Origin of the sequence: Fodinibius roseus (assembly GCF_900129315.1) — a bacterium.
Taxonomy (GTDB): Bacteria; Bacteroidota; Rhodothermia; order Balneolales; family Balneolaceae; genus Fodinibius; species Fodinibius roseus.
On the sequence record NZ_FQUS01000017.1, the window covers coordinates 49,148 to 75,624 of the forward strand.

At 49.1% G+C, this 26,477-nt stretch carries 24 protein-coding genes and 1 pseudogene; 7 read left to right on the forward strand and 18 right to left on the reverse strand.

Annotated elements, in window-relative coordinates; translation table 11 throughout:
- Nucleotides 1–8: 8 nt before the first annotated feature.
- The gene (locus BUB16_RS14960; RefSeq protein ID WP_073066208.1) at nt 9–1,358 is read right to left on the reverse strand and encodes a Gfo/Idh/MocA family protein; all 1,350 of its coding nucleotides are present in this window, start codon (nt 1,356–1,358) and stop codon (nt 9–11) included.
- Between the two features lie 109 nt (nt 1,359–1,467).
- Entirely contained in the window at nt 1,468–2,808 is a 1,341-nt protein-coding gene (locus BUB16_RS14965) for a Gfo/Idh/MocA family protein (protein ID WP_170864420.1), read from the reverse strand.
- Between the two features lie 455 nt (nt 2,809–3,263).
- On the opposite strand from BUB16_RS14965, the gene xseA reads away from it, so the two are divergent.
- Complete coding sequence (xseA, locus tag BUB16_RS14970; protein WP_073066214.1) at nt 3,264–4,466, forward strand: exodeoxyribonuclease VII large subunit; 1,203 nt, start codon at nt 3,264–3,266, stop codon at nt 4,464–4,466.
- A 120-nt stretch (nt 4,467–4,586) separates the two neighbouring features.
- Nucleotides 4,587–5,060: a hypothetical protein gene (locus BUB16_RS14975; RefSeq protein ID WP_073066217.1), complete on the forward strand. Its 474-nt coding sequence runs from the start codon at nt 4,587–4,589 to the stop codon at nt 5,058–5,060.
- A gap of 98 nt (nt 5,061–5,158) precedes the next feature.
- Here the strand turns inward: BUB16_RS14975 and BUB16_RS14980 are convergent, their stop codons facing one another.
- A complete protein-coding gene (locus BUB16_RS14980) occupies nt 5,159–6,199 on the reverse strand; it encodes an aldo/keto reductase (protein WP_073066220.1) in 1,041 nt (346 codons plus the stop codon).
- Between the two features lie 293 nt (nt 6,200–6,492).
- Between BUB16_RS14980 and BUB16_RS14985 the strand changes: the two genes are divergently transcribed.
- Nucleotides 6,493–7,452, forward strand: a complete 960-nt coding sequence (locus BUB16_RS14985; protein ID WP_211483197.1) for a protein NO VEIN domain-containing protein — start codon at nt 6,493–6,495, stop codon at nt 7,450–7,452.
- A gap of 26 nt (nt 7,453–7,478) precedes the next feature.
- Here the strand turns inward: BUB16_RS14985 and BUB16_RS14990 are convergent, their stop codons facing one another.
- From BUB16_RS14990 to BUB16_RS15045, 12 genes are all read right to left on the reverse strand, one after another.
- Nucleotides 7,479–8,363, reverse strand: coding sequence for a phosphorothioated DNA-binding restriction endonuclease (locus BUB16_RS14990; protein ID WP_073066223.1), 885 nt, complete (start codon nt 8,361–8,363; stop codon nt 7,479–7,481).
- Nucleotides 8,364–8,625: 262 nt separating this feature from the next.
- Nucleotides 8,626–9,063, reverse strand: coding sequence for a type II toxin-antitoxin system VapC family toxin (locus BUB16_RS14995; RefSeq protein WP_073066226.1), 438 nt, complete (start codon nt 9,061–9,063; stop codon nt 8,626–8,628).
- Nucleotides 9,060–9,314 (reverse strand): type II toxin-antitoxin system Phd/YefM family antitoxin, encoded by a 255-nt coding sequence (locus BUB16_RS15000; protein ID WP_073066229.1) that lies wholly within the window; start codon nt 9,312–9,314, stop codon nt 9,060–9,062. Before BUB16_RS15000 ends, BUB16_RS14995 begins: the two co-directional genes overlap by 4 nt.
- A 71-nt stretch (nt 9,315–9,385) precedes the next feature.
- On the reverse strand, nt 9,386–10,171 hold the full coding sequence (locus tag BUB16_RS15005; RefSeq protein ID WP_073066231.1) for a hypothetical protein: 786 nt from the start codon (nt 10,169–10,171) through the stop codon (nt 9,386–9,388).
- 273 nt (nt 10,172–10,444) lie between these two features.
- On the reverse strand, nt 10,445–10,669 hold the full coding sequence (locus BUB16_RS15010; RefSeq protein ID WP_084088329.1) for a DUF3185 family protein: 225 nt from the start codon (nt 10,667–10,669) through the stop codon (nt 10,445–10,447).
- Between the two features lie 239 nt (nt 10,670–10,908).
- Complete coding sequence (locus BUB16_RS15015; RefSeq protein WP_073066237.1) at nt 10,909–11,547, reverse strand: LysE family translocator; 639 nt, start codon at nt 11,545–11,547, stop codon at nt 10,909–10,911.
- 167 nt (nt 11,548–11,714) lie between these two features.
- The gene (locus BUB16_RS15020) at nt 11,715–12,557 is read right to left on the reverse strand and encodes a maleylpyruvate isomerase N-terminal domain-containing protein (protein WP_073066239.1); all 843 of its coding nucleotides are present in this window, start codon (nt 12,555–12,557) and stop codon (nt 11,715–11,717) included.
- A gap of 169 nt (nt 12,558–12,726) precedes the next feature.
- Nucleotides 12,727–13,233 carry an SRPBCC family protein gene (locus BUB16_RS15025; protein ID WP_073066242.1) on the reverse strand — a complete coding sequence of 169 codons (507 nt, stop codon included), beginning with the start codon at nt 13,231–13,233 and terminating at the stop codon, nt 12,727–12,729.
- Nucleotides 13,223–13,555 carry an ArsR/SmtB family transcription factor gene (locus BUB16_RS15030; RefSeq protein ID WP_073066246.1) on the reverse strand — a complete coding sequence of 111 codons (333 nt, stop codon included), beginning with the start codon at nt 13,553–13,555 and terminating at the stop codon, nt 13,223–13,225. Before BUB16_RS15030 ends, BUB16_RS15025 begins: the two co-directional genes overlap by 11 nt.
- A gap of 324 nt (nt 13,556–13,879) precedes the next feature.
- Nucleotides 13,880–14,737, reverse strand: coding sequence for a DUF3037 domain-containing protein (locus BUB16_RS15035; RefSeq protein WP_073066249.1), 858 nt, complete (start codon nt 14,735–14,737; stop codon nt 13,880–13,882).
- Nucleotides 14,734–15,522: a HipA family kinase gene (locus BUB16_RS15040; RefSeq protein WP_073066252.1), complete on the reverse strand. Its 789-nt coding sequence runs from the start codon at nt 15,520–15,522 to the stop codon at nt 14,734–14,736. The genes BUB16_RS15035 and BUB16_RS15040 overlap by 4 nt, the downstream gene beginning before the upstream one ends.
- Before the next feature lie 324 nt (nt 15,523–15,846).
- On the reverse strand, nt 15,847–17,562 hold the full coding sequence (locus tag BUB16_RS15045; RefSeq protein WP_211483198.1) for a hypothetical protein: 1,716 nt from the start codon (nt 17,560–17,562) through the stop codon (nt 15,847–15,849).
- Between the two features lie 367 nt (nt 17,563–17,929).
- Between BUB16_RS15045 and BUB16_RS22270 the strand changes: the two are divergent.
- From BUB16_RS22270 to BUB16_RS15060, 4 genes and pseudogenes are all read left to right on the forward strand, one after another.
- A pseudogene (locus tag BUB16_RS22270) lies at nt 17,930–18,895 on the forward strand (glycoside hydrolase family 43 protein); the annotation flags it as partial.
- A 27-nt stretch (nt 18,896–18,922) separates the two neighbouring features.
- A complete protein-coding gene (locus BUB16_RS22275; RefSeq protein WP_350354142.1) occupies nt 18,923–19,825 on the forward strand; it encodes an SMP-30/gluconolactonase/LRE family protein in 903 nt (300 codons plus the stop codon).
- 139 nt (nt 19,826–19,964) lie between these two features.
- On the forward strand, nt 19,965–22,391 hold the full coding sequence (locus BUB16_RS15055) for a DUF5686 and carboxypeptidase-like regulatory domain-containing protein (protein WP_084088330.1): 2,427 nt from the start codon (nt 19,965–19,967) through the stop codon (nt 22,389–22,391).
- 214 nt (nt 22,392–22,605) lie between these two features.
- A complete protein-coding gene (locus BUB16_RS15060; protein WP_073066256.1) occupies nt 22,606–23,139 on the forward strand; it encodes a hypothetical protein in 534 nt (177 codons plus the stop codon).
- 54 nt (nt 23,140–23,193) lie between these two features.
- On the opposite strand, the gene BUB16_RS15065 is transcribed toward BUB16_RS15060, so the two are convergent.
- From BUB16_RS15065 to BUB16_RS15075, 3 genes are all read right to left on the reverse strand, one after another.
- Nucleotides 23,194–23,475: a GlsB/YeaQ/YmgE family stress response membrane protein gene (locus tag BUB16_RS15065; protein ID WP_073066258.1), complete on the reverse strand. Its 282-nt coding sequence runs from the start codon at nt 23,473–23,475 to the stop codon at nt 23,194–23,196.
- Nucleotides 23,476–23,634: 159 nt separating this feature from the next.
- The gene (locus BUB16_RS15070; RefSeq protein ID WP_073066262.1) at nt 23,635–24,681 is read right to left on the reverse strand and encodes an ABC transporter ATP-binding protein; all 1,047 of its coding nucleotides are present in this window, start codon (nt 24,679–24,681) and stop codon (nt 23,635–23,637) included.
- Nucleotides 24,678–26,192 (reverse strand): ABC transporter permease, encoded by a 1,515-nt coding sequence (locus tag BUB16_RS15075; RefSeq protein ID WP_073066265.1) that lies wholly within the window; start codon nt 26,190–26,192, stop codon nt 24,678–24,680. Before BUB16_RS15075 ends, BUB16_RS15070 begins: the two co-directional genes overlap by 4 nt.
- Nucleotides 26,193–26,477: the final 285 nt, after the last annotated feature.

The following is a 26,477-nucleotide window of genomic DNA, read 5'->3' on the forward strand; positions in this document are numbered from 1 at the left end:
AACTACACTCAGGCTTCCATAAAGATTGGAGTTCTTACTTTCCATTGTCCCTTAGTAAAATCCGGAAAATCGACCGGAAGTCCTTTATTTGCTACGGAAGCCTCGGTAACAGGAGATACCGCACTGCTGGTAACGGAGTCATAGGTATCGATGTAAGGCTCGATGCCTTCGTTAATCGCCGTTATCAGGTTGTGCCAGTTTATCGGTGTTTGATTCATCTGAGCTCCGTGACCTTCGATAGCACCGCCCATGCGCGGCGGAGGATTGTAGTTCTTGAGCATGGGATGTTCGTACTTTTCAAGATAGGGTTCGGCGGATTCCCATTCATGTGATTCCGGACTGGGCCCTTCAAGGTAGATCGTTTCCATATCGGCCCCATCCTGATAAACGCCTTTCGTCCCCTGAAGACGGAATGACTCCCGCGGATGCGGTGTATTGGTATCAAAATTGAGCGTAATCATTTTACCGTTCACCGTTCGAATAAGGGAAGCGTTATAATCGCCCTGGTTCATGTCTCGGGAGGCATCGGGGTGATCCGGGCCAAACTGCTCTGCCGCATACCGGTTCAGCATGACTGCTTTCGAGCTCATCGACACCAAAAAATCGATTCGGTCGCCGTGATTAATATCCATCGACGGCATGATCGTTCTCATGGGGTGATCGGGATAAAGATTGCCATTCCGATCGATAGAGTGCTGGAGTCTCCACGGTTCCCGTTCGCGATTATTTTTAACAAATCGAAGATCATGAACGTATCCGTCCTCAATGTGCAGGACCTCTCCAAACACTCCCCTGCGGATCATATTCAACAGGGTCACATCCGGGAAGCCCCCTAATACGGTACTGGCCCATTTTCCTGTCTTCTCATACGTTTCCACTATTTCCCAGGCATCTTCAAGCGTCAGCATCAACGGAACCTCGCAAGCCGCATGCTTATCGTTGTTCATTGCCGCCAGGCAGATAGGAGCATGCCATTTCCAGGAGGTAGCACAGATTACCGCATCCAGATCTTCCTCTTCACACATACGCTTAAAATCAGTTTCCCCATCCGGTCCCTGTCCATACAGTGTGGGGGTCGGCCTTCCGGACGCTTCAATCATGTTCTTTGCGTTTTCGAGCCGGTCTTCCCGGATTTCACTAATGGCAGGCACTTGAACCCCTTCAATACCAAGCGCTGCACTTAAATGCCAGGTCCCCCGGCCACCGATTCCAACGAATCCGAGACGAATCGGCTGCGGTTGCGTCGTTCTCTTTTTGGCAACGACCGGCCTGGATAAACTCATGCCGGCAAGAAGGGATGTACTTAGACCGGCGGTGGATATCTTCAGGAAATCTTTTCTGTTTATTTTATTACTCATAGTAAAAACCCATTTATTATTTAAACTGTTTGAGTCAACTTATCCTTTGAACTGCTCCAACATTTCTTCTGTTATCATTGTCTGATTTTCCTACTTGTACATGCACCGTTTATACATCTGAAAAAATGGGTGCCCTGTTTTTCCATTTCCCTCTTGTAAAGTCAGGGAAATCGACCGGCCTGCAACCCTCCGCAATTGATTTTTCAGTGACCGCAGAAACAGCACTGCTGGTTACAGAATCATAGGTATCTATGTATGGCTGGGTACCATTTCGGATCGCTTCAACCAGGTTGGTCCAGTTGATGGATGTCTGCCTGTTGGAGCCTCCGTGGCCCCGAATCTCAACCACTCGTTCCGGTGGGTTGTAATTTTTTAGGATGGGAGATTCATACTCTTCCCTGTATGTTTCAGCGGGTTCCCATTCGTGTGATTCCGGGCTTTGCCCATCGATGTAAATACGATTGGTCCCCCGGTCCCTCAGGTAAACGCCTTTCGTCCCCTGGAAGCGATAATTGCCCCTGGGGTGCGGGGTATTCGTGTCAAAATTCAACGTAATCATCTTGCCGTCAACAGTGCGAATCAGCGAGGCATTATAATCTCCCTGCTTCATCTCTTTTGTAGCATACGGGTGTTCTTCGCCATACTGATCCGCAGCATAATCGTTCAACATTACCGACTTTGTACCCATTGAGATCAAGTAGTCGATACGATCCCCATGGTTAATATCCAGTGCCGGCATAATGGTTCTCATGGGGTGATCGGGATAGAGGTTCCCGTTTCTGTAGATAGAGTGCCAGAGTCTCCAGGGTTCTTCATCCGGGGCATGTTTTACAAATCTGAGATCATGGATATATCCGCCTTCGGCATGAATCATATCCCCCAAAAGTCCCTGGCGAATCATATTCAAAAGCGTTACATCGGGGAAGCCGCCCAATACGGTACTGGCCCAATGACCCGTGCTTTCAAATGTTTCAATGAGCTCCCAACCCTCCTCAAGAGTCAACACGAGAGGAACCTCACAAGCGGCATGTTTGTCGTTTCTCATCGCAGCAAGGCAAACCGGCGCATGCCATTTCCAGGAGGTAGCACAGATTACCGCATCCAAATCCTCTTCTCCGCACATTCTCTCAAAAGCCGTCTTATCCTCATCTTCCCCATACAGCGTGGGAGTTGGCTGGCCCGCCTCCTCAACCCATCGCTTGGCTGTATATAAGCGTTCCGGTTTGATTTCGCACACAGCCGGAACCTGAACACCGGGAATTCCAAGAGCTGAACTTAAATGCCATTGCCCGCGTCCCCCGATACCGACAAACCCAAGACGAATGGGATTGTCCCGGCCTGATTTTTTTGCGAACGACATTTTTGGCAAACCCGCCGATGTTAGCATTGCCCCACTCATTGCCGCCGATGAAATTTTCAGAAAATCTTTTCTGTCATATTTGTTGCTCATGCCGATTGCCTTTTGATTTAATTTGTATTGGTTTGATTTATCTTTGAACCTGCCAAATCCTTCGGGCGGCGCTGCCAAAAGTTTCCTCAAGCCGATAAAAAATGACCATCCGGCTGCTGCCATACCAAAAATACAGATAACTTTTGGGACCCCATTCAACACTATGAATGTATTGCAGCCCTGTCAACCTCCGCAGTTCTTAAAATCAGTTAATTAATTATTATTACAATGCTTGCATACCCTTTTTTCATTACGTAATGGAAGGATAAAAAATTAAAAATGCAAATAAAGAAAGGGTATTATGTTTCAAATTATTATTTTTTGCAACATTTTTTCCTTTAAAAAATATTCACGTATGGATCGGTTGAATTAGAACGGTTAAAAACTGAACCCACTCTGCACTGAACGTGTTATAACGGCAAAATGCGGATCAACTATTAACTGAATACGTACTCATGTCGCAATCGGATCTTTTTACCCCCGAAACGCTTTCTGTTTCCGACCTCACCGAAGATATAAAACTGCTCCTCGAAGGCAACTTCATGGATATCAAGGTGGAAGGGGAGGTCAGCAACGCCTCCACCAGCCGGAGCGGGCACACCTACTTTACGCTCAAAGATGAAGATGCCCAGCTCTCCTGCGTGATCTGGAGCGGCATCAACCGGCGGCTGAAGGTGGAACTCACCGACGGACAGCAGATCATCGCCGGCGGCGACATCCAGGTCTATCCCCCGCACGGAAAATACCAGCTGATCGTGCGTTCGGTGGAGCAGGCCGGGATCGGGGCCCTGCAGGAAGCCTTCGAGAAACTGAAGAGCCGCCTCAAAGAAGAGGGCCTTTTTGACGACGTGTACAAGAAGCCGCTGCCCCGGTTTCCCTTCGACATCGGGGTCATCACCTCGGCCACCGGGGCCGCCTTCCACGACATCCGCGACACGCTGGAGCGCCGCTGGCCCCTGGCGACCGTCCACCTCCATCACGCCAGCGTACAGGGCACCAACGCCGCCCCGGAGCTGGTCCGGGCCATCGACTGGTTTTCCGGCGCCAGCAACCCTGTCGATCTTTTGATCGTGGGACGCGGCGGCGGTTCGCTGGAAGATCTCTGGCCCTTCAACGAAGAAGCCGTGGCCCGAGCGCTGCACCGCTGCTCCATTCCCACCATCAGCGCGGTGGGACACGAGGTGGATTTCAGTATTTCCGATTTTGTGGCCGATGCCCGCGCCGCCACGCCCACGCAGGCAGCCATTTTAGCGACCCCCGACATCAACGAGGTGCGCATGTTCGCCGACGACCTGTCCACGCGCCTGCACACCGCCGTGGAAGAGCGGGTGGCGGACCAGAAAGAGCACGTGCGTCAGCTGGTGCAGTCGCACGCCCTGCAGGCGATCCGGCAGAAAGTGGCCAACCTCGGCGAGCGGATAGGGGGACTGAAGGAAAAGCTGCACCATCGGCAGCAGATGCGCCTGCTGCAGCAGCGGGAGCAGGTCAGCAACCTGCGGCACCGACTGGAAATCCGCAATCCCAACGCCCCCCTGGAGCAGGGATACACGCGCGTCCGCCAGGATAAGGCGTGGATCAAAACGCTGGAGTCCTTCGACCGGGATACTCCCGCGACCATCGAGTGGCGGGACGGGGAGCTTGAAGTGGGAAGTAAATAGGATTACGTACCAAACAGCCTCAAAAGAGAAAACTTTTCCTCCTTTTATTATAACTGCACATCCCTTAGATTTATTCCATTGTCTTCAGTGCAGGCATCATCCCAATAAATTTTCGAGCCCATGTTTACCCAGTACCGGATACAGCTTCAGTACAGAAACCGCCAGCGGCAAATATTAAACGCCCTGCTGGCGCTGGCCACGGGCCTGCTTACCCTCGCCTATCCCAACTTCCTGTACCTTATTGCAGCGGGCTACCTGGTTGCGCTGGGCCTCCTGTTTATTGTTTTTCGCATTCCGTCGACCCTGGCGGCCCTTCCCATCGTCGCGGGCGTCATCATCTTCATCTTTCCGGAACTTATTCCCGTGACCTTCGCCGTCTTCCTGGGGCTGTTCGGCCTGATCCTGCTGATGGGATTTCAGTTTGCTCTTATCGGCGTGCTCACGCTCATTATCGCCATTCTCATTTTTATGAATCCCGACTCGGTGGCCTACCTGATCGCCACCTTCCTGCTGCTGTATTCCATTTCCAACCTGATTCGCTTCTATCAACACCGGAAAGGCGGTCCCGATGACGAACCTGTGAGCATTCAGTAACGCCAGATCCGGCGACCGGAAGCTGCTGATGCACAAGGTGGTCGACCACGGCTACCTGCCGCGGTCCGACGATCCTGCCGTCCCGCAGCGCCCTGTCCCTACTCCTTGGCGTCGGCTTCCGGGAAGCGCTCTTCGCCCTGGCGATCGACCATCCAGAACGGGTACCGCTCGGGAATGGCGGATACCTCGTCCAGCTCCTCCAGCTCTTCGTCGCTGAGCTGCAGATCGGCAGAGCGGAGGTCCGACTCTAACTGCTCCATATTCTTGGCCCCGATGATCGTGCTGGTGACGCCCGGCTGCAGGCGGACCCAGGCCAGCGCCACTTCCGCCACCGTGGCGTTGTGCTCGGTGGCGATAGTCTCCATAACCTCCACGATATCGTAGGCCTGCTCCTTATCGATAGGCGGGAAGTCGAACTCATCGCGGCGGGCACCGCCCCCGGCCGTTTTATTTTCCCGGGTGTACTTGCCGCTCAGGAATCCTCCGGCCAGCGGGCTCCACGGCATGAAGCCCAGCTCCTCCGACTGGCTCAGCGGCAGCAGGGCGTCCTCTGCATCGCGCGCCGACAGCGAATAGAAATACTGCATCGCCTTGAACTCATGCCAGCCCTCCCGGCGGGCGATCCCCTGCGCCTTCATGACCATCCAGGCCGGCCAGTTGCACACGCCGATATAGCGGACCATCCCCGAGTCGACGATGTCATTCAGGTTGCGCATAATTTCGCGGACGGGCGTAGCCTGATCCACCCCGTGGACATACAGGATATCGACGTGATCGAGCTGCAGCCGCTCGAGGCTGTTTTCTACGGAATTGAAGATATGAAAGCGTGAAAGTCCCCGGTTGTTGGGATCCTCCCCCATCGTCCCGTACACTTTCGTTGCGATCACCAGCTCCTGCCGGTTCAGCTCCAGGTTCCTGATACTGTTGCCAAGAATAGCCTCCGACTGTCCGAACGAATAGATATTCGCCGTGTCAATAAAATTGATACCCGACTCCACGGATTTTTTGATCAGCGCATCCGCTTCGTCCTGTGTCTGCTGGCCGATCGCCTCCCACCGACCCTCCCCGCCGAAGGTCATGGTGCCAAAACAGAGTTCAGAAACCAACAATCCCGTATTACCTAATAAGTTGTATTTCATGATGAAGAAAATAGTGTCTGTTTAAGTTTTAAGAGTTGGTCAATCTCAACAGCAAACCCCGGTGTACCATTCCTTTGGGGGGGGACAGCTGTTTTTGTCGCTTTCGAAGAGAATAAAAAAGATCCCTTGGTCTTCATCCTCTTGATCTGCCTTTTGGAAGCCAGTACTTAACAAATTTTGAGGGGAAGGATTTTTTTAATTGGGATAGCACTATGTAGAAGCTACGCTGACACTATTGTTTCTTTATTGTAATACTATATTTTATAGTGGCTTTAATACTTATCAAGAATTTTATGGGTGCTAAAGAAAATTCGAATCAATTATCTGCAGTAGATTTCTTTTGCGGCGCGGGTGGTATCACCTGTGGATTTCGAGAAGCTGGGATAACTGTTTGGGGGGGGGTATTGATATTGATGATGGCTAAAAACTGGTCAATAAAAGAAGTAGCACTGATTGTCGGCGACTATTTTGATATGCTCATTAAAGAGCTCTCCGGTCAGTCTTATAACAAGTCTGAACATCGTAGGAATCTGCAAAATATTTTAAATAACCGTTCTGAGGGTTCCATAGAATTCAAGCATCAAAATATAAGCGCTGTACTTATTGAGTTGGGTTTACCTTATATCTCCGGCTATAAACCCAGATCCAATTATCAGCATTTGCTTAAAGCAGCTGTGGAAGATTACTTAGCAGCTAATGCCGAACTTGAAGAAACTATAAACCAATTGCTATCCGAAGATATAAAACCTCCTGAATCAGATAATTTTTTAAATAGTAAAGTCGAAGTACCTGAGTTCACACTATCCGTAAATGAACCGTCAACAAGTAATCGCTATCAAGCCAAGCGCAATTATTATAGGGAAGAACTACGGAATAGGAAACTCGGTTTATTGGGAGAAGAATTTGTTATTTCATATGAGAAACAAAAACTAATCACCTTAGGCAAGGAATCTCTAGCCGATAAAGTTGAACACATATCCCAAACAAAAGGTGACTCTGCAGGTTTTGATGTTTTGTCATTTAACAAAGATGGCAATGAACAATTTATTGAGGTTAAAACAACACAGATGGGTAAGGAGTCCCCTTTCTACTTTACCCGAAATGAACTTGGAGTATCACAACAGAAAAACGATAAATATAATCTTTACCGGGTATTTAATTTTAAGAAGCAGCCAAAATTCTATCAGCTAAAAGGAGCTTTGGATGAATCATGCGAATCGGTATCAACCCAATATATGGGCTGGCCTAAGTAATATCAGTTTAGGAAATCTATATAGACTCACAATTCTCTCTCTGGCATTTTAAACACCTCGCTCCTGTTCCATGCGATATATTCCACGCTCGGTTCATACACAGCACGAATTGGTTTTGTAATGACATTTCCATGATACCGCGCCAGCCATAAGTCAAATCCGTTATTACCGGTCACTCTTTCCGATACCAAAAACTGCCTGTTTTTATCCAGCGTAAAGGCGCCGAGATCAAATAGCTTATGATGCATAGTACAAAGTGCAATACCATTCGATATGTCATCCGGTCCGCCCGCACTATGCCACTTGATATGGGCTGCTTCAATACATAACGTCTTGGCTCCTATCCGCACATCAAAATCACAAACAGCACACCGGTGCTCATATGCCCGTAGCACTTCACGCCTGAAATTCGGATCACGCTGTTTTGATAGGCTTTGCCCTTCCGGACTGAAACCCGTTTCATGAATAATATCCTCATGTATGGTTTCCGGAAAATGCGCCTGCAGTATCTTCCATCCCACCTCAGCAACCAATTCAGGATTTTTTTTCAAAAGGTTATAGACTTCTTCCGTAAATCCGGCCCTGATGTTTTTCTGTCTAAGTTCTGTTTTCCTCACATCCCCGCTGCTGTTTACCAATAACTCATCCGACCGCTCTATCTCCCAAATGCGCTCGTTCTGCAACCTCCAAAAAGGATAATGTGTATTGGATGCATTTCGGATGGTGCCAAACTCCGTAAGTAATGCTTCGAGTTTCTTTTCGACTTCCGGATATGGTAGCAACCGGCGGTCTTCATTCTGTAGATAGCCAAGGGCAAGAAGTACCAGCAGCGGTTTGTGTGGTGCCCGGCGGTCACCGTTTTTCCACACGGTCAGTGAATCAAAACGGTCGGTAATCTCTTGTCGGTTCATCCAGATTATTTATCTTTTGCTATTGCTTCTGCTATATACAAAGCACATAAACCAGTGTAAATAATCAATTAAATTGGTTTAACAATTTTATTTCTGCACGCAGAATGGCCTCCCCCCTGTATCCCCTATCCCAATTACCAAATTTGAAGGAGTTGGTACAGAGAAGGTACAGAGTTGGTACAGACTTAGGGGAAAGCCTCTATTGTCCTGAATAAGGAGATAGATTACTTTGGCGGAATTCACCTATCGGTAAACAGTTCAGTCAACTGCCACCCTGATACTCCCAGGGATTAATCAACTCTACGCCTGAGGCTTTCATGTCTTTGGTATTTCGGGTAACAACGGCCAAATTATGGGTTAGGGCCGTTGCCGCAATGAGCGCATCAACAGCCGGCAGCGGCGTTCCTCCTCCTTCTTCTGCTTCCGCTAAAACTTTTCCCCATTGATTGACTTCCTTAAGCGTGACATCTAATGCTCTGTTTTTAAATCGGTGAAGCAAATCTTCATTTATCCAGTGGGTGAGCTTTCGTTTCTTTTTAGAGGATGGAAGTTTTTCAATTCCTTTTCGCAACTCACCGAAGGTAATCACACTCAGGTACAGATCAATTTCATTATGATCTGAGAACCATTGGATCACATTATTGTCGGGATCTGATTTGGTCAGCTCAGAAATACAACACGTATCGACCAGATAACTCATAGTGAAATGTCCCGAGCCGGGGATTTATCCCGTTCAAGGTCCAATGCTACCGAAGCGAGCGGGGATTGTTGAAAGAACGCTGCCAGGCTTGTTTCAGGTCGTTCCATTTTTTTATAGTCTTCAACAGAGATCACCACTACACTATCTTTTCCATGCTTTGTAACCGTTTGCGGACCTTCTTCCGTTGCCTTTCTGACTACTTCGCTGAATTTATTTTTTGCTTCCTGGAGTTGCCACTTTTTTAATTTCATATCTATCCTCTCTTAGTTTAAGCTAGTCTGTCTATAATATACATGATGCTAACCAAAAGAAGAAAGAAAAATTACTCCCTGACATCCACTTCCACTTCGGTATAATAAAGCGAAGTAGTAGCTTCAAATCCCGAGCGGGTACCGACCAGCAGCCAAAGGCCGCCCTCAGCGTCGGTCGTAGCGGTTCGGTTTCCCCCGGAAAGCGTCTTGATCTCATACTGCCACCCCTCCTCGCATTCCCGCGAATTGGCTACGTCACCAATCTCGGTGGCCCGGTACCAGCTCTGGGCCTCTCCCTCATATTCTTCTGCGAGGTTCAGGCGATAAAATCCCTCGTCGCGGCTGTCATCCACGATGCGACCGGGCTCTATTCCAGAAGCGTCAACATGCACGGTCACGGCTTCCCCCGGCGGTCCGCCTGCGCCCACGCATCCCGAGGGAGCAGCCGTAGCAAACGATACGTCAAACGCCAGCTCATACGTGGTTTCCGGCTGCAGTCCGCTGATGCGATGCTTTAGAAACATATTCAGATCATCACTGATATTTTTGCCGGACAAATAAAATCCCGTTTCCGTGCTGTCCAATGGGGCGGGCAGCGGACGATATCCGCTTTCGAGCTCAAAATCATCCTCGCGTCCCACTCCATAGTTGCTGAATAAGGCGGACCAGTCGCCGGGCTCTTCGTCAAACTGGTACTCGTAGGATTGCTCGGGATCATCAGATCCGGTAAAGGAATCGCATCCGATGTGCTGAAACGACAGGAGAATCAGAAATATAAAAGAAAGGATCAGTAACGGGGTCGCCCGGGATGAGAAGGAGTTTTGAACGTGATCAACGCTGATGTCAGGGGTTTGCATAACCGTTTCGTTTGAAGCAGTTCGCCTTCTGATTCACTTATCCTACGGGAAGGACCGCCGGATTATTGTACGGAGCGGGGCAACCCGGCCTGACGGACTGTTTCGGACGTCATTGTGCCACTCGTTTCGGTAATATCGTGCCAATTTCCGCCACTACCACGGTTTGTCGCGGACCGAAACGGATCGGAGGAAGCGTTCCCTTACGCTGTGCCATCCAACCCCGTCTGGGTGCGGGTTGGGGTCCCTGCTAAACAACCATATAAAACTTCCAATCTATAACTCGCTGCCTGAATCCTCCAGCCTGTCCCTGAATAAGCCGGTTAATCCGGCGATAGCTGCGGCAGCTCCGACGATGATCATCCACAAGCCCTGGCTCCGTGCGGAAATGCCGAAGAAGGGTTTCGTTTCTGACAGCGGGGACTGGTATTGCTCGCTGCCGATATAGAGAAGCAGCAATCCGCCGAGGAGTAATATGACCGGGATGGCTTTTTTCATCATCACCTGTTAGTAGAGGATTAAAATATAAAAATGGCAAATTAATAGGTGATTGAAAAGTTATTTCAAACGATCTCTAATATTATACTGACCTCGAAAAGGCGCTGAACGGCTGGATCGGTTTCCTTTTGGAAATAATAGAATGCTATAACTACTTCAATTGTTATGCCGCATTCTTTGCCGATCAAATCGGGATTCATAGTCTTGTTGGCATGGGGGTGGCCGCTAAATAGGAATTTTGATCACTTTTCTGAAGTGGCTATTCCAATGCCCAATAAAATATAAACAGTCCCGGAAACCCAGGATTTTACCTTATGAAACAGCGGTCTACCCGTCAGCCATTCCCCCAGTTTCGAAAAGAAATAAGCCACAATAATGAGGATGGCCGTTCCACAGATATTAAATAAAAGTCCCAATAGAATTATACCTGCCGTAAAATAGGAAGAGGCCGGATCAACAAACTGGGGTAAAAATGCCATGAAAAACAAAGCGACTTTTGGGTTAAGCAGGTTCACTAAAATTCCTTTTTTATAAATTTCTGTCAGACTCTTTGTTTTATTAATTAAAGCATCATTTTGCGTGTTGACATTTTTGTAGGCGTTAAGAATAGCTTTTATGCCCAGGTACACCAGGTAACCCGCTCCAATCCATTTTATAAGTTGAAAGGCCACCGAAGAATAGAAAATAATAGCAGACAAGCCAATAGCAGCGCCTATAATATGAAAAAGAGAACCTGTTGCGATACCCAGCGAAGAAACGATTCCAGCCATTTTACCCTGGGTTGAACTCCGGGTAGCGACATATATCATATCCGGGCCGGGGCTAATATTGAGGAGTAAGCCGGCTGAAATGAATACGAAAAAGTGTTCTATCCCAAACATTGTTGTCAATTTATTTAAAATTAAGTCCACCTGATGGCATTGTACCTAAGTGGCGCACGTAAAAAACTTGAGTTGTTTTGCTGAATATTGAACGTAAAACTAAATATCCTGTGTCGACAGAGAACGGGCGAAGTGTCTCCCCCTTAAAAGCGGATTATATCCCAGATTCATTTCATATATGAGACTGTTTTTGAAATCAATTGACCCAGCTTTTGATTTCCTGCAATTTTAATTCTTTTCAGGGCTTCCTGTTCGGTAATATTTTTAGTAAATACGCGCCAGGCGGTATCATCATCCAATTCTATTGTAGTTTTTGCTTCGTCACCATTTGATTCATAAAGTTGCCACCGGTTATTTTCTGTGGTCAGAATCCAACTGTTGTCAATGACACCAGTAATATAAATTTCAATCTGCTCATCCGCATTCTTGTCAGCATACTTATCATAAACGGGTGGAACTCCCCGAATCAACGTATTAAGCAGAGGTGACAACCATTGCTCTCCAACAAGAAGTGGTCTGCCTGTAGCTTCTCTGACTTGCTGCTGGTGATGCCATTTTTCGGTGTATTCACGGGCGATATCGAACCAGTTCTCAGACTCTGCTTCGCCAGCCCATCCTACACTAAATAATGCAGGGTCTTTAGGGTCTAAACCTTTTAGATGCTGAATTACTTTTGGAGTAGTAAATTCCGTTAGCTCAATAAGTAATCTCGGGCTCAATCTCTTTGAAGCTCGAACCCAGGTGTTATTTAAGTCATTCAAATAATCTACCAGCGACTCGTAGCTATTGATTGGATCAGAGGGATCTTGCATTTTATGATTATCTCTGTGAAGAGACAACCTTCTCAAATCACCATCAAGCAGGTGAGCAATAACATCTTTTACATTCCATGTTGAACTTGAGGTAGAATACTCCCACTCATCGGTGGATAGTGATTTCAGTAAAGAGATTAGTTCATGCTGGGTTTTCTCAAAGATTGGAATAGCATCTGTTTCTGGTAAAGGTTGCATCTATACTTTTTGCTACAATTTTGTGTTATAGTGATCATTGTGTTTTATGGGTAGGCGGAACAGCTGAAACTTTTTAAAACCTGGTAGCCGTCGGATAGGTGAATCCGAATGTACCATTCGGGCGATTAATAGTGACTAACATTCCCGGTTTATTAAAGCTTTCTTATAGTTATTGATTGCTTTTAGCGGGCAGTATTTCGGCCAATTCTTGCAGTGTAGCTGTGAACCCTTCCCTGAAGCCCATTTCCAGTACTGTTTCCAAATCAGAGAGCTTTTCATGCCGGATTTCAACATCTACCGCAGTCAGACCATCCGATTCTGCAAAATCAATGTTCCAATCCGACTGAGGCATATCCTGGTTTATATTTCCTTCGCTATCGCAAAAACCTGCACGGTATTTCAAATTTGTTTTGGGAGTAATAGATGTGTAATCGGCAATAGACCAATGTCTTTCTCCTTCCGGACCAACCATGGCGTATAGGCGCCGGCCTCCTTCTCTGAAATCCATTGTCTTGGTTTCAGACTTCCAGGGTTTGGGCGCCCACCACTGGTCGAGCAGCTCCTTCTCGGTCCAGGCCGCCCACACATGGTTTAATGGAGCCATAAACTCTTTTCTTACTTTTATGGTGTTGTTCTGCTTATCTACAGAAAAATCTGTCATTAATTTATTCTTCATCGTCTTGGTCTTTTAGATTAGTGAGTACTTGGTCAAGCTGATCGAAACGGTCTTCCCAAAGCTGCCTGAATTGCTGAAGCCACTGGTCTACATCCTTCATTTTTTGAGGACGAATGTAGCAAAACCGCTGCCTCCCTTTTTTTCGCATGACGACCAGGCCGCTTTCATCCAGTACTTTGATGTGCTGTGAAACAGCGGGGCGGCTCATGTCAAAATTTTCCGCAATGGAATTCAGGTTTAACGGCTTTTTGGCAATCAGGGACAGTATTTCGCGCCGGGTTGGGTCGGCTATAGCCTGAAAAACATCTCTTCGCTTTTCCATATAAGTCTTTATGTAAGTATTTGATTACATAAATATAAGCGTAAGCAAATACTTACGCAAGTTTATTTTTTCTGTTTACTGATTCAACAATGAAAGAGGGAGGGAGGAACTATACGGATAAGTTGCCAAGAGAAGCCCTATAACATAATCTTATTCACATGACCTCTATGGCACATATTGTGTGTATAAAGTTCAAAAAGGTGGGTACAACATCCCACGTTTCTGCTACAGTTTATCCCACGCGAAAGGTTAAAGTGGGTTTGTGTCTATGCCCCTTTAGTTACTTTTGGTAGAAGGCTTTAAACCCAAAATATGGTTTTACGCTTAAGCGCAGGATGAAAGGTGCTCGGCAAGTCGATGGATATAAGTGGATATATGGTCTAATTCGTGGATCTCTTTGGGAGCGCGATTATCTTCCAGAATCTTTAAGGCATTGTCATAAGTTTTAAACAATTTTTGGTCCCGGGGACGGCTGATAATCAAATCAAATTTAAGATTATCCTTCTCTGCTTTTTCTTTAAACTTATCCAGTCTGCCGTGCCAGTTTAATGCCTTATTTTCTATTGAATCTTCAAGCTTTAAATCCAAACCAATAGGAGTAACAAGATTGGTGGTCCCGTTATCCCACGCAAAATTAAATTTTTGAGATAAATAGGGAGTTTCGATGGTATAATCCCGCTTAATTTCCCGACTATAGTTGAAATTAGTATCTTTCAGTCCCTCTTCGAGCTTGTTAAGAATATACTTTTCATCCTTTCGTTCACGCTCTTCACGATTCTCATAAACCGAGAGATATTTATCTTTATAAAAGGACAGTGTTTCTTCTGCATCTTCATATGTCCCCCTGGTGATATCAGAAAAAAGCAGCGCAGTAGCATCTTCTCTGAGGAAAAATTCTTCGATAATTCCCTGAAAATCAGAAGCTTCAAAAAATTTGGGATCTCCGGAGAACTTCTTCGTCAGTTTCCGAGCCTGTTTATTAAAGGCATTCAAATATTTCCGAAGAGTATGAACGTTAAAATCGGGATAAAGTTGAGAAATACGTTGTAACCGCGTGGGATATACAAATTCCACCCTTCCTTCAGTGGGAAGGAAAAAGAGAATACCGACATTTACTTCTTCCGCAAGAAAATAGGAATGACGGTATCGAAGCAGACTATATTGAAATTGCTGTTTGTTCATTGTATTGTCCCCTCCACTACATTCATAAAATAGGAGATATCTTGTTTAAGTTCCCGAAGATACTGTTTAATAACGAGACAGTCATCCGTTTCATATCCCTTATCGAGTAACGCCTCTGCATAATCATCCAAGATATCTATATTTAGACGATGAAAAAGCTCTCGAAATGTTCCAAATTCAGGTTTATGTCCATATTTTGTCTTTCTGTTTAGGACTTCATAAAAGATGTGATCCTTGAAGCCATACCGGCTTAATAGCTGTCTGGGTTCAATATCATTCGCCGGAAGCGCAAATGTATGTTCATGATCAATCAAATAGTATTGGTCATCCCTGAGTAGAATATTTGGTTTCTTATTTCGCCGATCCATGTTCAATACGAGTACATCAAAGGCAAATATAGATTCGATATCATAGTCAGCCAATTCTCTGGTAAGCAACGTCGGGGTATACGTATTAGCGCCCGGGATAAATTTAGATCCGAAAGCAAATCTTGTATGCTTCCGCTCTAATTTTTTTTCAAGTCCAGGCGGTAATGATTCTTTAAACGCTTCATCCAAGGTGATTAATGCAAAGTCCGGTGTAGAAAGACCAAGCTCTCCTGCGAGTACGCTTGTATAAATTTCTCTGCTAAGTGCATTCTGTTGTTCAATATCACGATGTACGAAAAATTTTGTGACATATGAGGCTAATCCATCTTCTGTTTTTACTGTAAGCAACCACGGAATATTTCTACCACCAACCACTTCTCTCTCAAACGTTAACGCTTCATAGACAGCTAAGGACATATTTTTCCATCAACTCGTTTAATTATCCTCAACTATTTTATTAAACTTGTTTCTTTATTCAAAGAATGACTTCTGATGATTAAAATGATCCTGTACGGAACGCAGCCGTTAAGTGGCTGCCCTACCCCCCCACCGCAGCGTCAAATATCCGGACGAATCCAGCTCGACCAAATGGCCAAAGGGTTCGCACGCCCCCCCTGTAACATTCCATGCCAGATGGATTTCCTGCATTTCCTCTTATACTAACTAATCTAATAGCTAAGGGCTTCTTAAGTTAAGCTTTTAAAGAGGAGCTTCTCTTAGCTTATTCAATAAGACCCTAATTTATTCAACGGAACGCAGAATAAATCGTTGTTCTTCTCCTGATTCAAGGGAAACAGTTACGCCATCTAATAACTCATTTCCTTTATGGCTGGTTTGCTCATTTGTCAAAAGATTAACAAGAATATAGTCTTTATCTTTCTCAACCGTAAACCATTCAGCAAACTGATTAATGCGCGGCCAATCGAGGGGTAAGTTTAAATAATATCGATGCCGTGGACGATCAAAAATAAGCTTCCCCGACCAATTTTCATCGGCCGATAGATTGATAAAGAGCTCGTCTTCCTTTTGTATAGCCCCGTAAACCACATCTTTCCGCCATGGCTGTATACTTGTACCCTTTGTTTTCCACATCGCATACATCATCGATGTCCGGGCAAAATTGCCATCCCCATGCCATCCTTCAATGATGCCTGATTCCCTCCACTGTCCTTCAGGGTCATGTGTCCAGGCCGAATCTTGTTTACTCCACATAGTCTGGATTTGTCGGTCCATCCATTTTGCAGTTGAAGAGACAGGTTCGCGGTTATACAGATATAAAACACCTTCAATCACATCTGCGTCACCGTCAGCACTTCCATTTTCCCAATCATAGTCCCCGTAGCCCGAAATCGCATTAAGCCCAGCAAGTGTTGCGTTGTGATAAGACTCAACATTATCTAATTGATATATTGTATAATAGGCATTTAATATGTAACCAAAAGTGTCGGTCAATCCATCATTTAACACTTCACCTGTCTGTGGATTTATCACATTATAAAATAACCCATCATCATTGCGTCCGACTTCAAGAATACGATCAAGCATTTCATATAATGGATCTTGGTATATCCGTGCCTTTTCAGGGCGAGCATAATGAACAGTAGCGTAAAGCTCAGTAAGTCCGGCCACAATTTCTCCGCCGTGATCGCGCAAACGTAGCCGATCGAAGTCACGCGTTGGGTGGTGATCTTCCAGTAAATAATAATCGCCAAGCCGAATTGCATATTCAAGATATTCTTCATTCTGTGTCATCCAATAAATCCGTGACAGGACCTGTAGCAACTCACCATTTACTTCATAGTTAGTCGAAGGAATAAAACCTGAAGGGGTTTTGACCGATGCATGCTCCCAGATATCGTCCATAATACCGATCATTCGTGCGTGCCATGGTGTTTGTCCCAATAGTTCAACAATCGTAATCAGCCCATCTTTAATATACTCAGAGGCTCCAAAAATAATGCGATCAAGGTCTGGTTTTTCATTATTGAAATCACCCTTTGAAAACGAATAGGTGTCGGGTAAACGATCGATCCTGGAAGTTAAGGCTGTTTCGGTAAACAAGATTTCCTGCATTCGTCCATTAAACAGTTCCTGATTGGTAAAATAGGACGTAAGCACGAGAAAGGGATAATTATCAGCTGCTGAATCCTTGGCATTCCAGATATCCTGAGAATCAGAGTCATAAAGTCTTACCGGGAGAAGTCCCGTCCGTGCATCTGTAAAAGTAAGCCAACTGGACATAAGCCGCTGAGAGCGCATAAATGCCTCATTTGCTAATTTCCCATTCTGTGCAGCTTTCTTAAAAGTTTCTTTATTCCTACTGTCTTCAGGGGCTGATTTAAAAGAGCATGAAGAAAATATCATAAGAAAACATACAAACAGGAGGAAAAATACTGTGTTGCTCATTATTTTTATTTCATAAAACACTGTTTTACTAAATTTATTATTTTTCATCATTTTAATGATTATGCTTTTTAAAAGCTATTTATATATAACGCATGGAGCGGTTAAATTATAATGTTTAAAAAATAAAAAAAGCCATGCAGAAGCCTTTGATAACCAGGAATTTTATTCAAAGTCAAGGCAGAGGGAGGTTGGAATCGCAGCATATTAGCCCATATGTAAGAATTTCAACCGACCGATAACGCCGACATTGACCAAAAAAACGGTCTTGCAAAGCGCTCTCGTAACTATTAAACCCGGTATTTTGATGATACGATTTCCTTTTCAGTCAGATCGATTTCCGTTTTTCGCTGTGCTCATAGCAGTGCTGTTTCTTTGGACCGGCCTTACCGCTCCTGAAACGGCCCGCGCCCAGGCTTCCCTGGGCTCCTCGGCATCTGTCGCGGAAGAAGTCCCCTACACGAACCCGCTTATCCTTCAGCGCGCCGATCCCTGGGTCTACCGTCACAGGGACGGCTATTACTATTTTACGGCGACGGTGCCGGAGTACGACCGCCTGGAAGTCCGCCGGGCCAAAACCATAGAGGGACTCCGGGAAGCGGAACCGAAGGTGATCTGGCGCAAGCATGACGAGGGTCCGATGGGGGCTCATATCTGGGCGCCGGAGCTCCACTATATCGACGGCAAGTGGTATATCTATTTTGCGGCGGGCGGGGCTGAGGACGTTTGGGCGATCCGGATGTACGTGCTGGAAAACGACTCCGACGACCCGCTGGAAGGGGAATGGACGGAAAAGGGTCAGACCAAAACCAGGTGGGAAACCTTCTCGCTGGATGCCACGACCTTTGAGCATCGCGGCACCCGCTATATGGTGTGGGCGCAGCACCCGCCGGATATGGATGGGAATACGGCTCTCTATATTGCCGAAATGGATACCCCCTGGAGTATCCGGCAGCCGCAGGTAGAGCTTACGCGTCCCGATTACGAATGGGAAAAGCAGCTGTTTGAGGTCAACGAGGGCGCGGCGGTGATCAAGCGGGGGGACAAGATTTTTATGACGTATTCAGCCAGCGGCACGGATCACAATTATGCGGTGGGCCTGCTTACCGCGGATGCCGGTGCGAACCTTCTGGACCCGGACAGCTGGGAAAAGTCCCCGGAACCGGTGTTCCAAACGTCGGAGGAGAACGGGATCTACGGACCGGGACACAACAGCTTTACGACTACGCCGGACGGGGAGACGGACCTGTTTATCTATCACGCGCGCAGTTACAAGGAGATTGACGGGGATCCGCTGGACGACCCGAACCGGCATACGCGGGTGCATAAGGTCCGCTGGACGGAAGACGGAACGCCCCTTTTCGGGGAGCCCCTGCCGGATAACAGGTATCAAAAGATCGGCAGCATTGAGCAGATGGACCCGGAATTGAGTCGGCTGTTGGACCCGGAGGCCCGGCCGGAGCTGATCGGCGGGGGCTATGCGTGGTCAGAGGGCCCCCTGTGGGTGGATGAGCACCGGTTCCTGCTGTTTTCGGATATCCCCAACAACATTATCTACAAGTGGGAAGAGGGCGAAGGCATTTCTGAGTATCTGAAGCCATCGGGATATACCGGGAAGGAGGAACGGGGCGGTGAGCTGGGCTCCAACGGGCTGATGATCGGACGTGAGGGCGCCCTCATTCTCGCCCAGCACGGGGACCGGCGGATCGCCCGGATGGACGCCCCGCTGACGGACCCGGAGCCCCGCTTTGTTACGCTGGCTGACAGTTTTAATAACAAAAGGATCAATACGCCTAACGACCTGGTGCAGCACAGCAACGGCAGTATCTATTTTACTGATCCGCCTTACGGTTTTGAGCAGCGGGGCGAGGACCCGGCCCAGGAGCTGGATTTCCAGGGCGTGTATCGCCTGGACCCCTCCGGGGAGATGGAGCTGGTAACTGATGAGCTGCATCGCCCGAACGGCGTGGCTCTTTCCCCGGATGAACGCACGCTCTATGTGGGCAACTCCGGCTCCGAGAATCCCATATGGATGGCTTTTGACGTGGATGAGGAGGGGGGTACGTCCAACGGGCGGGTGTTCCTGGATCCCGCGGAGGTGGTGGACGAGCCCGGGGGACCCGATGGCATGGTGGTGGATGAGGAAGGGACTATTTATTCTACCGGTCCGGGCGGCGTCTGGGTTATCACGCCCGAAGCAGAGGTGCTGGGCATTATCAAGACGGGAAGACCCACCTCGAACTGTACCATCGGCAACGACGGGAAGATGCTCTATATCACGGCCGATGACTACCTGCTCCGCCTGCCGCTGAAGTAAGAAGTATCGGCAGCACCTGCAATATCCCGGAACCGGTATCGATCATTCTGATAACTGCATTTGGACATGCAACATCGGCATTGAAAATCAGTATAACGGCATCGCAACAGATGATCCCCAAACAAGATAACCGAATCAGATGTGCTGCTATCCCGATATTGCTAAAAAGATCTGCCTCGCCCTCCTGTTATGGCTGATCGCCCCGCCGGGCATTGCCCAGAAAGTTATACGGGGGACCGTCACCGATGCGGAGACCGGCGAGACGCTGCCTTCGGCCAACATCTCTGTGGATGATACCTTTCGGGGAACCATCTCAAACGAAGACGGCCGCTACTCGCTGGAGATCCCGGACTCCCTGCTGCCCGCCGGGCTGACGGTGCGCTACATCGGCTACCAGACCCGGAGCAGGGTGATCGATGAGGATACGCCCGCCCAGCAGGATTTCGCGCTGCAGCCTTCCGTTACGCAGATGGAGGAAATAGTGGTGACCGACGAAAATCCGGCCGTCCGCATTATGCGCGAGGTCATCCGGCGCAAACAGCAGTGGCGCCGGGAGCTGAATACCTACGAGGCGGAGGCCTACACCCGGCAGTCCCTGGCCAACGACACCAGCATCGTCTCCATTACAGAATCGACCTCCCGGATCTACTGGGATAAGCAGCAGGGTCATCGCGAGGTGCTTACCTCCAAGCGGCAGACGGCCAATATCGAGGCGGGGGAAAACTTTGCGGGCGTCAGCTACCTGCCGAATCTGTATGACGACAATGTGGAGATCGCCGGGTTCAACGTGATGAGCGTTACGCATCCCGATGCCCTGGATTATTACGATTTCAGGCTGCGGGATCAAACTTCCCGGGACGGGCGGACGGTCTATGAAATCGAGGTCAACCCGGCACGCAAGCTTCAGCCCCTCTTCCGGGGCACGGTCTTTGTGCTCGATGAAGAATACGCCCTGCTGGAAGTGAATCTAAAACCCAATGGAGTAGTCAGATTTCCCCGGCCTGTCCAGTCCTTCCGCACCACCTACCGGCAGCAGTTTAACAACTTCGGGCAGGATTTCTGGCTGCCGATCGACATGCGCATAACCGGCGATGTCAAAGTGTCTATGGTCGGACTCGATTTCCCGCTCATCCGGTTCAGGCAGCTCTCGCGCGTGACCAACTACCGGATCAACCCCTCCCTGCCCGACTCGCTCTATGAGCAGGAGGGGACCGTGGCAATCGACAGTACCTCGTCCTCAGCAGCTTCCGATTCGCTCATGGCCCGGCAGGCCTCTGCGGTGCCGCTCTCCGAGGAAGAGGAAGAAGCCTACGCCACCCTCGACAGCACCGCCACGCTCGATAAGGCGTTCAGGCCCAGCGGATTTCTCGCCCGCTTTGTGGATGAGGATGAAGAGAACGAGGGAGAGGGCTCCGGTGACGGCAGCGGATTCCGTCCCCTGCGGCATGTGCCGGGACGCCTTACGCCGGCGGGACGCTTTAACCGGGTGGATGAGGTTTTTGCGGGAATTAACTACCGGTACCGGCCCCTCGACCGACTCACCGTGCGGGGCAACGGCGGCTACAGCACCGGCTACGGGGAGTGGAGCTACGGCGGCGGATTTTCGCTGCGCTGGCTCGACACCCGTGCGATTGACGCTACGCTCGGATGGGATTACAGCGCCCGAACGTCTACCCGCTACACGTCCCATATCTACCAACCCTATTTCACAATCATCCCCAACCTGCTGGGGAATGACGGCTATTTCGACTACTACCGCTCGGAGGGATTCCGCGCTTTTTCCCGGTGGACCCACCCCAGCCGGAATCTCTCCCTCGAGGTGGGCTATAGCAGCGAAGATCACCGATCGCTCCCCACGACTACGGCCTACGACCTCAGGGGCAAATCAGATAATTACCGCTATAATCCCGCTGTTGACGAGGGACGCATGCAGACGGTGGATGTGGTGGCGGGATATAATCTCAATGATGCATATAATTTTGGCGTGACCGGCCGCAAATATATACGCTTCGAGATCGAACACTCCGCCGGAGCTCTCGGCAGCGACTTCGATTTCACCCGGTACGAAACGCGGCTCTCCTGGGTTTTCCCCACTTTTTACCAGCGCCGGCTCCTTCCCAATACGCTGGATATCGGCCTCAAGGCCGGCACCTTCAGCGGAGATCTCCCGTACCAGAAGATGGGCATCGTTGACGGCGCCGTCGGGGTCCTGAGTCCCTACGGCATTCTGCGCGCGGCGCGGGGCCATCCCTATGAGGGCGAGCAGTATGTGTCCGTTCACGCCGAGCACAATTTTCGAACCATCCCGTTCGAGGCCATCGGGCTGCAGCCGCTGGTCGACCGTAATATCGGGCTGATCCTCTTCGGGGGCGCCGCCCGGACCTGGGGACCCGGCGAAATCCCGCCACAGTCATCGGAGCTGTATGCGCCCCGGGGGACAGGTGGAATCCACTGGGAAGCCGGCGTTTCTCTGAACGGCATCCTGGGACTCTTTCGTATGGACTTCGCCGCGCGGATCGACCGGCCTGCCTTCCTGGTCAGTATCGGGGTAGCGCGGCTGTTCTAAGGTAAAGACCCGGGCGGCGGGGATGCTGCGGGATCGAAACGCTGGCAGCACCGTTGTTTTTTGAGACAATGCCTGAGATAAGAGACAAGAACTGTGTATTCAGCGATGACCCGGTCCCTCTTTACCGCTAAATGTATAAAGCTGTTCCACATTGTTATGATTTTTTACTATACTTAGACTCATTTTAAATAAGGAAAAAAATAAGAAACACATCATGGACAAGGTTGGGAGCGGCAGAACGCCTATTTTTACCATTTTAAGCCTTTTTTTGGCCTCGGCACTGATTATTCAGTGCAACACGCAGACAAATGATTCACAGGATCAGGAAACGGAACAGCAGGAGCAGGCGACGCAGAAAGCAAGAGAGGATACGCCCGAGCTGGCCGACGCCATGGGACAGCTTCAGTATTACACGCACAAATATGCGCTGGCGCTGGAGGCCGAGAACCATGAGCTGGCCACCTTCTACTTCCATGAGGTACGCGCTGCGGCCGACGGGATCAAGGAAAACATTCCGGGTTACGAAGGATATGACATTGCCCGTTTTATGAGACTCTTTCTCGACCCCACTATTGAACCGGTGGAAACAGCACTGGCCAACAGGGACTGGGAGGAAGCCCGCCAAAAGACCATCGAGATGGTGAATTCCTGCAACTCCTGTCACAATGCCACCAGCCACGGCTTTGTTAAAGTCACGCCCGGCTTTTCAGACAACCCGTACAACCAAGATTTTTCCGCTCCCGAGTAACCGCCGAGTGAGAAATAGGTGCTAAGCCCTGTTTCTCACCAAGAAATTCGTGCTTCAGCGGCGTCCTCGTCCCCGGGTAATCAATCCGATAACGATCGCAAAGAGAGCCGACCCGATAATAGACCAGAGAATAGGAAACGTTTCCCCGTCGATTTCGACCGGCAGCATCAACGTAAGTCCCATTTCAGCAGCAAGCCATTTACCGATAAAGGCTCCGATAAACCCGACCACAATAGAGACCAGGCAGCCTCCCAGGGAATAGCCGGCTATACTTTGGCCGATCCCTCCGCAGATAGCGGCAATAAGTAACAAAATTAACAGACCTGTTAAAGACATAATAAATGATTTTATTTAATGAGGTCCTTGCAAAACCGTTGTTTTGCCCAATCTTTGCATTTTCGCGATTTCAACATCCCCATGTATCGTCTATACACTGCTGTTTTGAAATCACTCAGGGTTGGTATTGAACAAAATTTCTGGTTTTTCAAAGGCCTCTTAATTTCCGCCTTCTAAAATAACCGCCGATTCAAGGGGCTTGATGACAACCGCATCGCCCGGTTCAAATATGATACGATTATCGGTATGAACCAAATATTTTTCGTCGTTCAGCTCAACGTGGTACGTTATATCGTGACCTTTGAACTCCCGGGCCACCACCGTCCCCACTTCCTCGGGGGGCTGGCCGGCAGGTTCTTCGAGGGTCAGGTGCTCCGGACGAATAGAACATAAGACCTTTCCGCAGGCATTACAATTCAGGCTCATCAGGCCGAGGCTGGTGCTCACTTCGGATCCCCCCGTGGCATCGGCATGAAAAAGATTGGTCCGTCCCAGAAACTGGGCGACAAACTTTGTTTTGGGATGATAATACACCTCTTCGGGCGTGCCGATCTGTTCAATTTTTCCCTCGTTCATCACCGCAATACGATCGGCAAAAGAGAGCGCTTCTTCCTGGTCGTGGGTCACCAGCAACGCACTCATCCCGGCCTTTTTCAGGATAGAGCGTACTTCTTTGCGGGTGGTTTCCCGCAGCAAAGCATCCAAATTCGAAAAAGGTTCATCCAGGAGCACCAGCTTCGGCTTGGGGGCAATGGCCCGCGCCAGCGCCACCCGCTGTTGCTGTCCCCCGGAAAGTTCATTGGGACTGCGCTGCTGGTAGTCCCCCATTCCCGTCCGGCACAACACCTCCTCGGCATACACGTTGCGCTTGTGCTTCGGTATATCCGTCAGCCCGAATGCAACATTTTCAATCACCGAAAGATGGGGAAAAAGCGCATAATCCTGGAATACAAAACCGATGCCCCGTTCCTGCGGCGCCATATGATCCTCCGGCGACTCCAGTACCTTTCCTTCGATAGCGACGGATCCGCGGTCTGCCCTCTCGAAACCCGCAATAAGCCGGAGACTGGTGGTCTTGCCACACCCGCTGGGCCCCAGCAAGGCAAAGATTTCATCCTCCCGCACCTCGAAATTGATGCCGTCGACGACGGGCCCGGTCTCATCAAAAGCCTTAGTTAAATTGGTGACGGTCAGTAAATTTTTCATGTCTTCTTCCACTCTTTCGAAAATAAAAACCCTACAAACAGGGATGAAAATAATAAAATTGCAAGTGCAAAAGGAGCGGCTTCTGCAAACATGGCCTCCCCGGTATAGGACCAGACTCTCAGTGCGAGGGTATCAAAACCGATGGGAGATAACAGAAACGTTATAGACAACTCTTTCATTGCAGATAAAAAAACCAAAGATGTGGCGGCAATCATTCCACCGCGCAACAGCGGAAGCGTAACCTTGAAGAAAGACTTGAAAGATGAATAGCCCATCGACTGGGCTGCCTCTTCCAGCTGGGGCGGCGCCTGGTACAGGGCGCTGCGTACGGGTCCGATCGCTTCGGCTAAAAAGTGCAGGGAATAGGCGATGACCAGCAGCAACAGCGACTGGTACAGCCAGGAGGATACGTAAAGGGAAAAAAAGACCAGCGCCAGGGCAAAAGCAAGAGGAGGGGTGGCGTAGCCCAGGTAGGCCACACGTTCCAGGGGATTGCTCAGTTTCGTCCGATAACGCACCCCGATATAAGCCAGCGGGAGCGCCATGAGGGTCGTTAACAATGCGGCCGGTGCAGAGGCTTTGACGGAGTTCAGAAACGCATCAAAAAGGTTCCCTGCCATGGCTGCAAGCGATGCCTCATTGAGCCAAAAGCCAATGGAGGAGACCGGAAGCAGCACCGCAACTAAAAACAGGACAATCACAAAAAGGTAGGCCGGCACGGCCCACGGACCCAGTTCGAGAAAAGTGTTCGTCCGGGCGGACCCTCGTCCCAGCCGGTGAAAGATCGCCTGCTTCAACAGGCGGTATTCCAGCACCAGGGCGCCGGTGGTCAGCGCAAGAAGCATTAAGGCCAGCCAGGCTGCGTAGATACGGTCGTAGGCCGACAGGTATTGCAGGTACAGGGCATAACTGAAGGTCTCAAAACGCATCAGCGAAACAGTCCCGAAATCGCCGATCACATGCAGGCACACCAGCAATCCCCCGGCCAAAAGCGCCGGTTTGAGCTGCGGCAGGATCACCCTGAAGAACGTAGCCCTCGCATCATGCCCCAGTGACCGCGAGGCCTCTTCAATCGATTGGTCTAATCCCATAAGGGCCGTCCTGATATTCAGATACAGGTAGGGAAAAGTGCAGATCGTCAGAACGATCAGCGACCCTTCAAAGCCGCTGATGCGCGGAAAATTCCATCCGAACCATGCATGGAAGGTCCCGTTGTATCCTCCAAGCCCCAACAGGGCATAGGCCATAATATATCCCGGCATCGCCAGAGGTAGAACTCCCAGAAGCGTAATGAGTCGGCGTGCCCTGATCCTGCATCGCACGGAAAGATAAGCCAGGGGCAGGGCAATAAGAATATCCAGCGCGAGGACGCCGCCCGCGAGCAGCAGGGTGTTGCCTAAAAGACGCAGGTTTCGCATCCTGAAAATGACATTGCTCAGCATGTCAGGTGAAGCGTTGAACGCACGGATCAACAGGTAAACCAGCGGCAGCAGCACTCCGATGGCAATCATGCCCGCAAATGCCAACAGGTACCACGGCGGTGACTTTCTATGTATTTTTGTGTCTTTAATAGTGGGTTACGTGCAATGAGACGTGAAATATTTAGACCAAATCTAAATAGAAACCAGCTCTATAGCAACAGCCAACACGCCGGATTGGAACAATTTCAAAAATATTATGTTTAATAACGTTCCGATATTTTTATACATTCCTTTAAGGCATTGTGCGGTTACCTTTTAAGCAACCTGTCAGATTCTGGAAGCATGGATACGCTGACGGGAACCAGTGGTACGGTG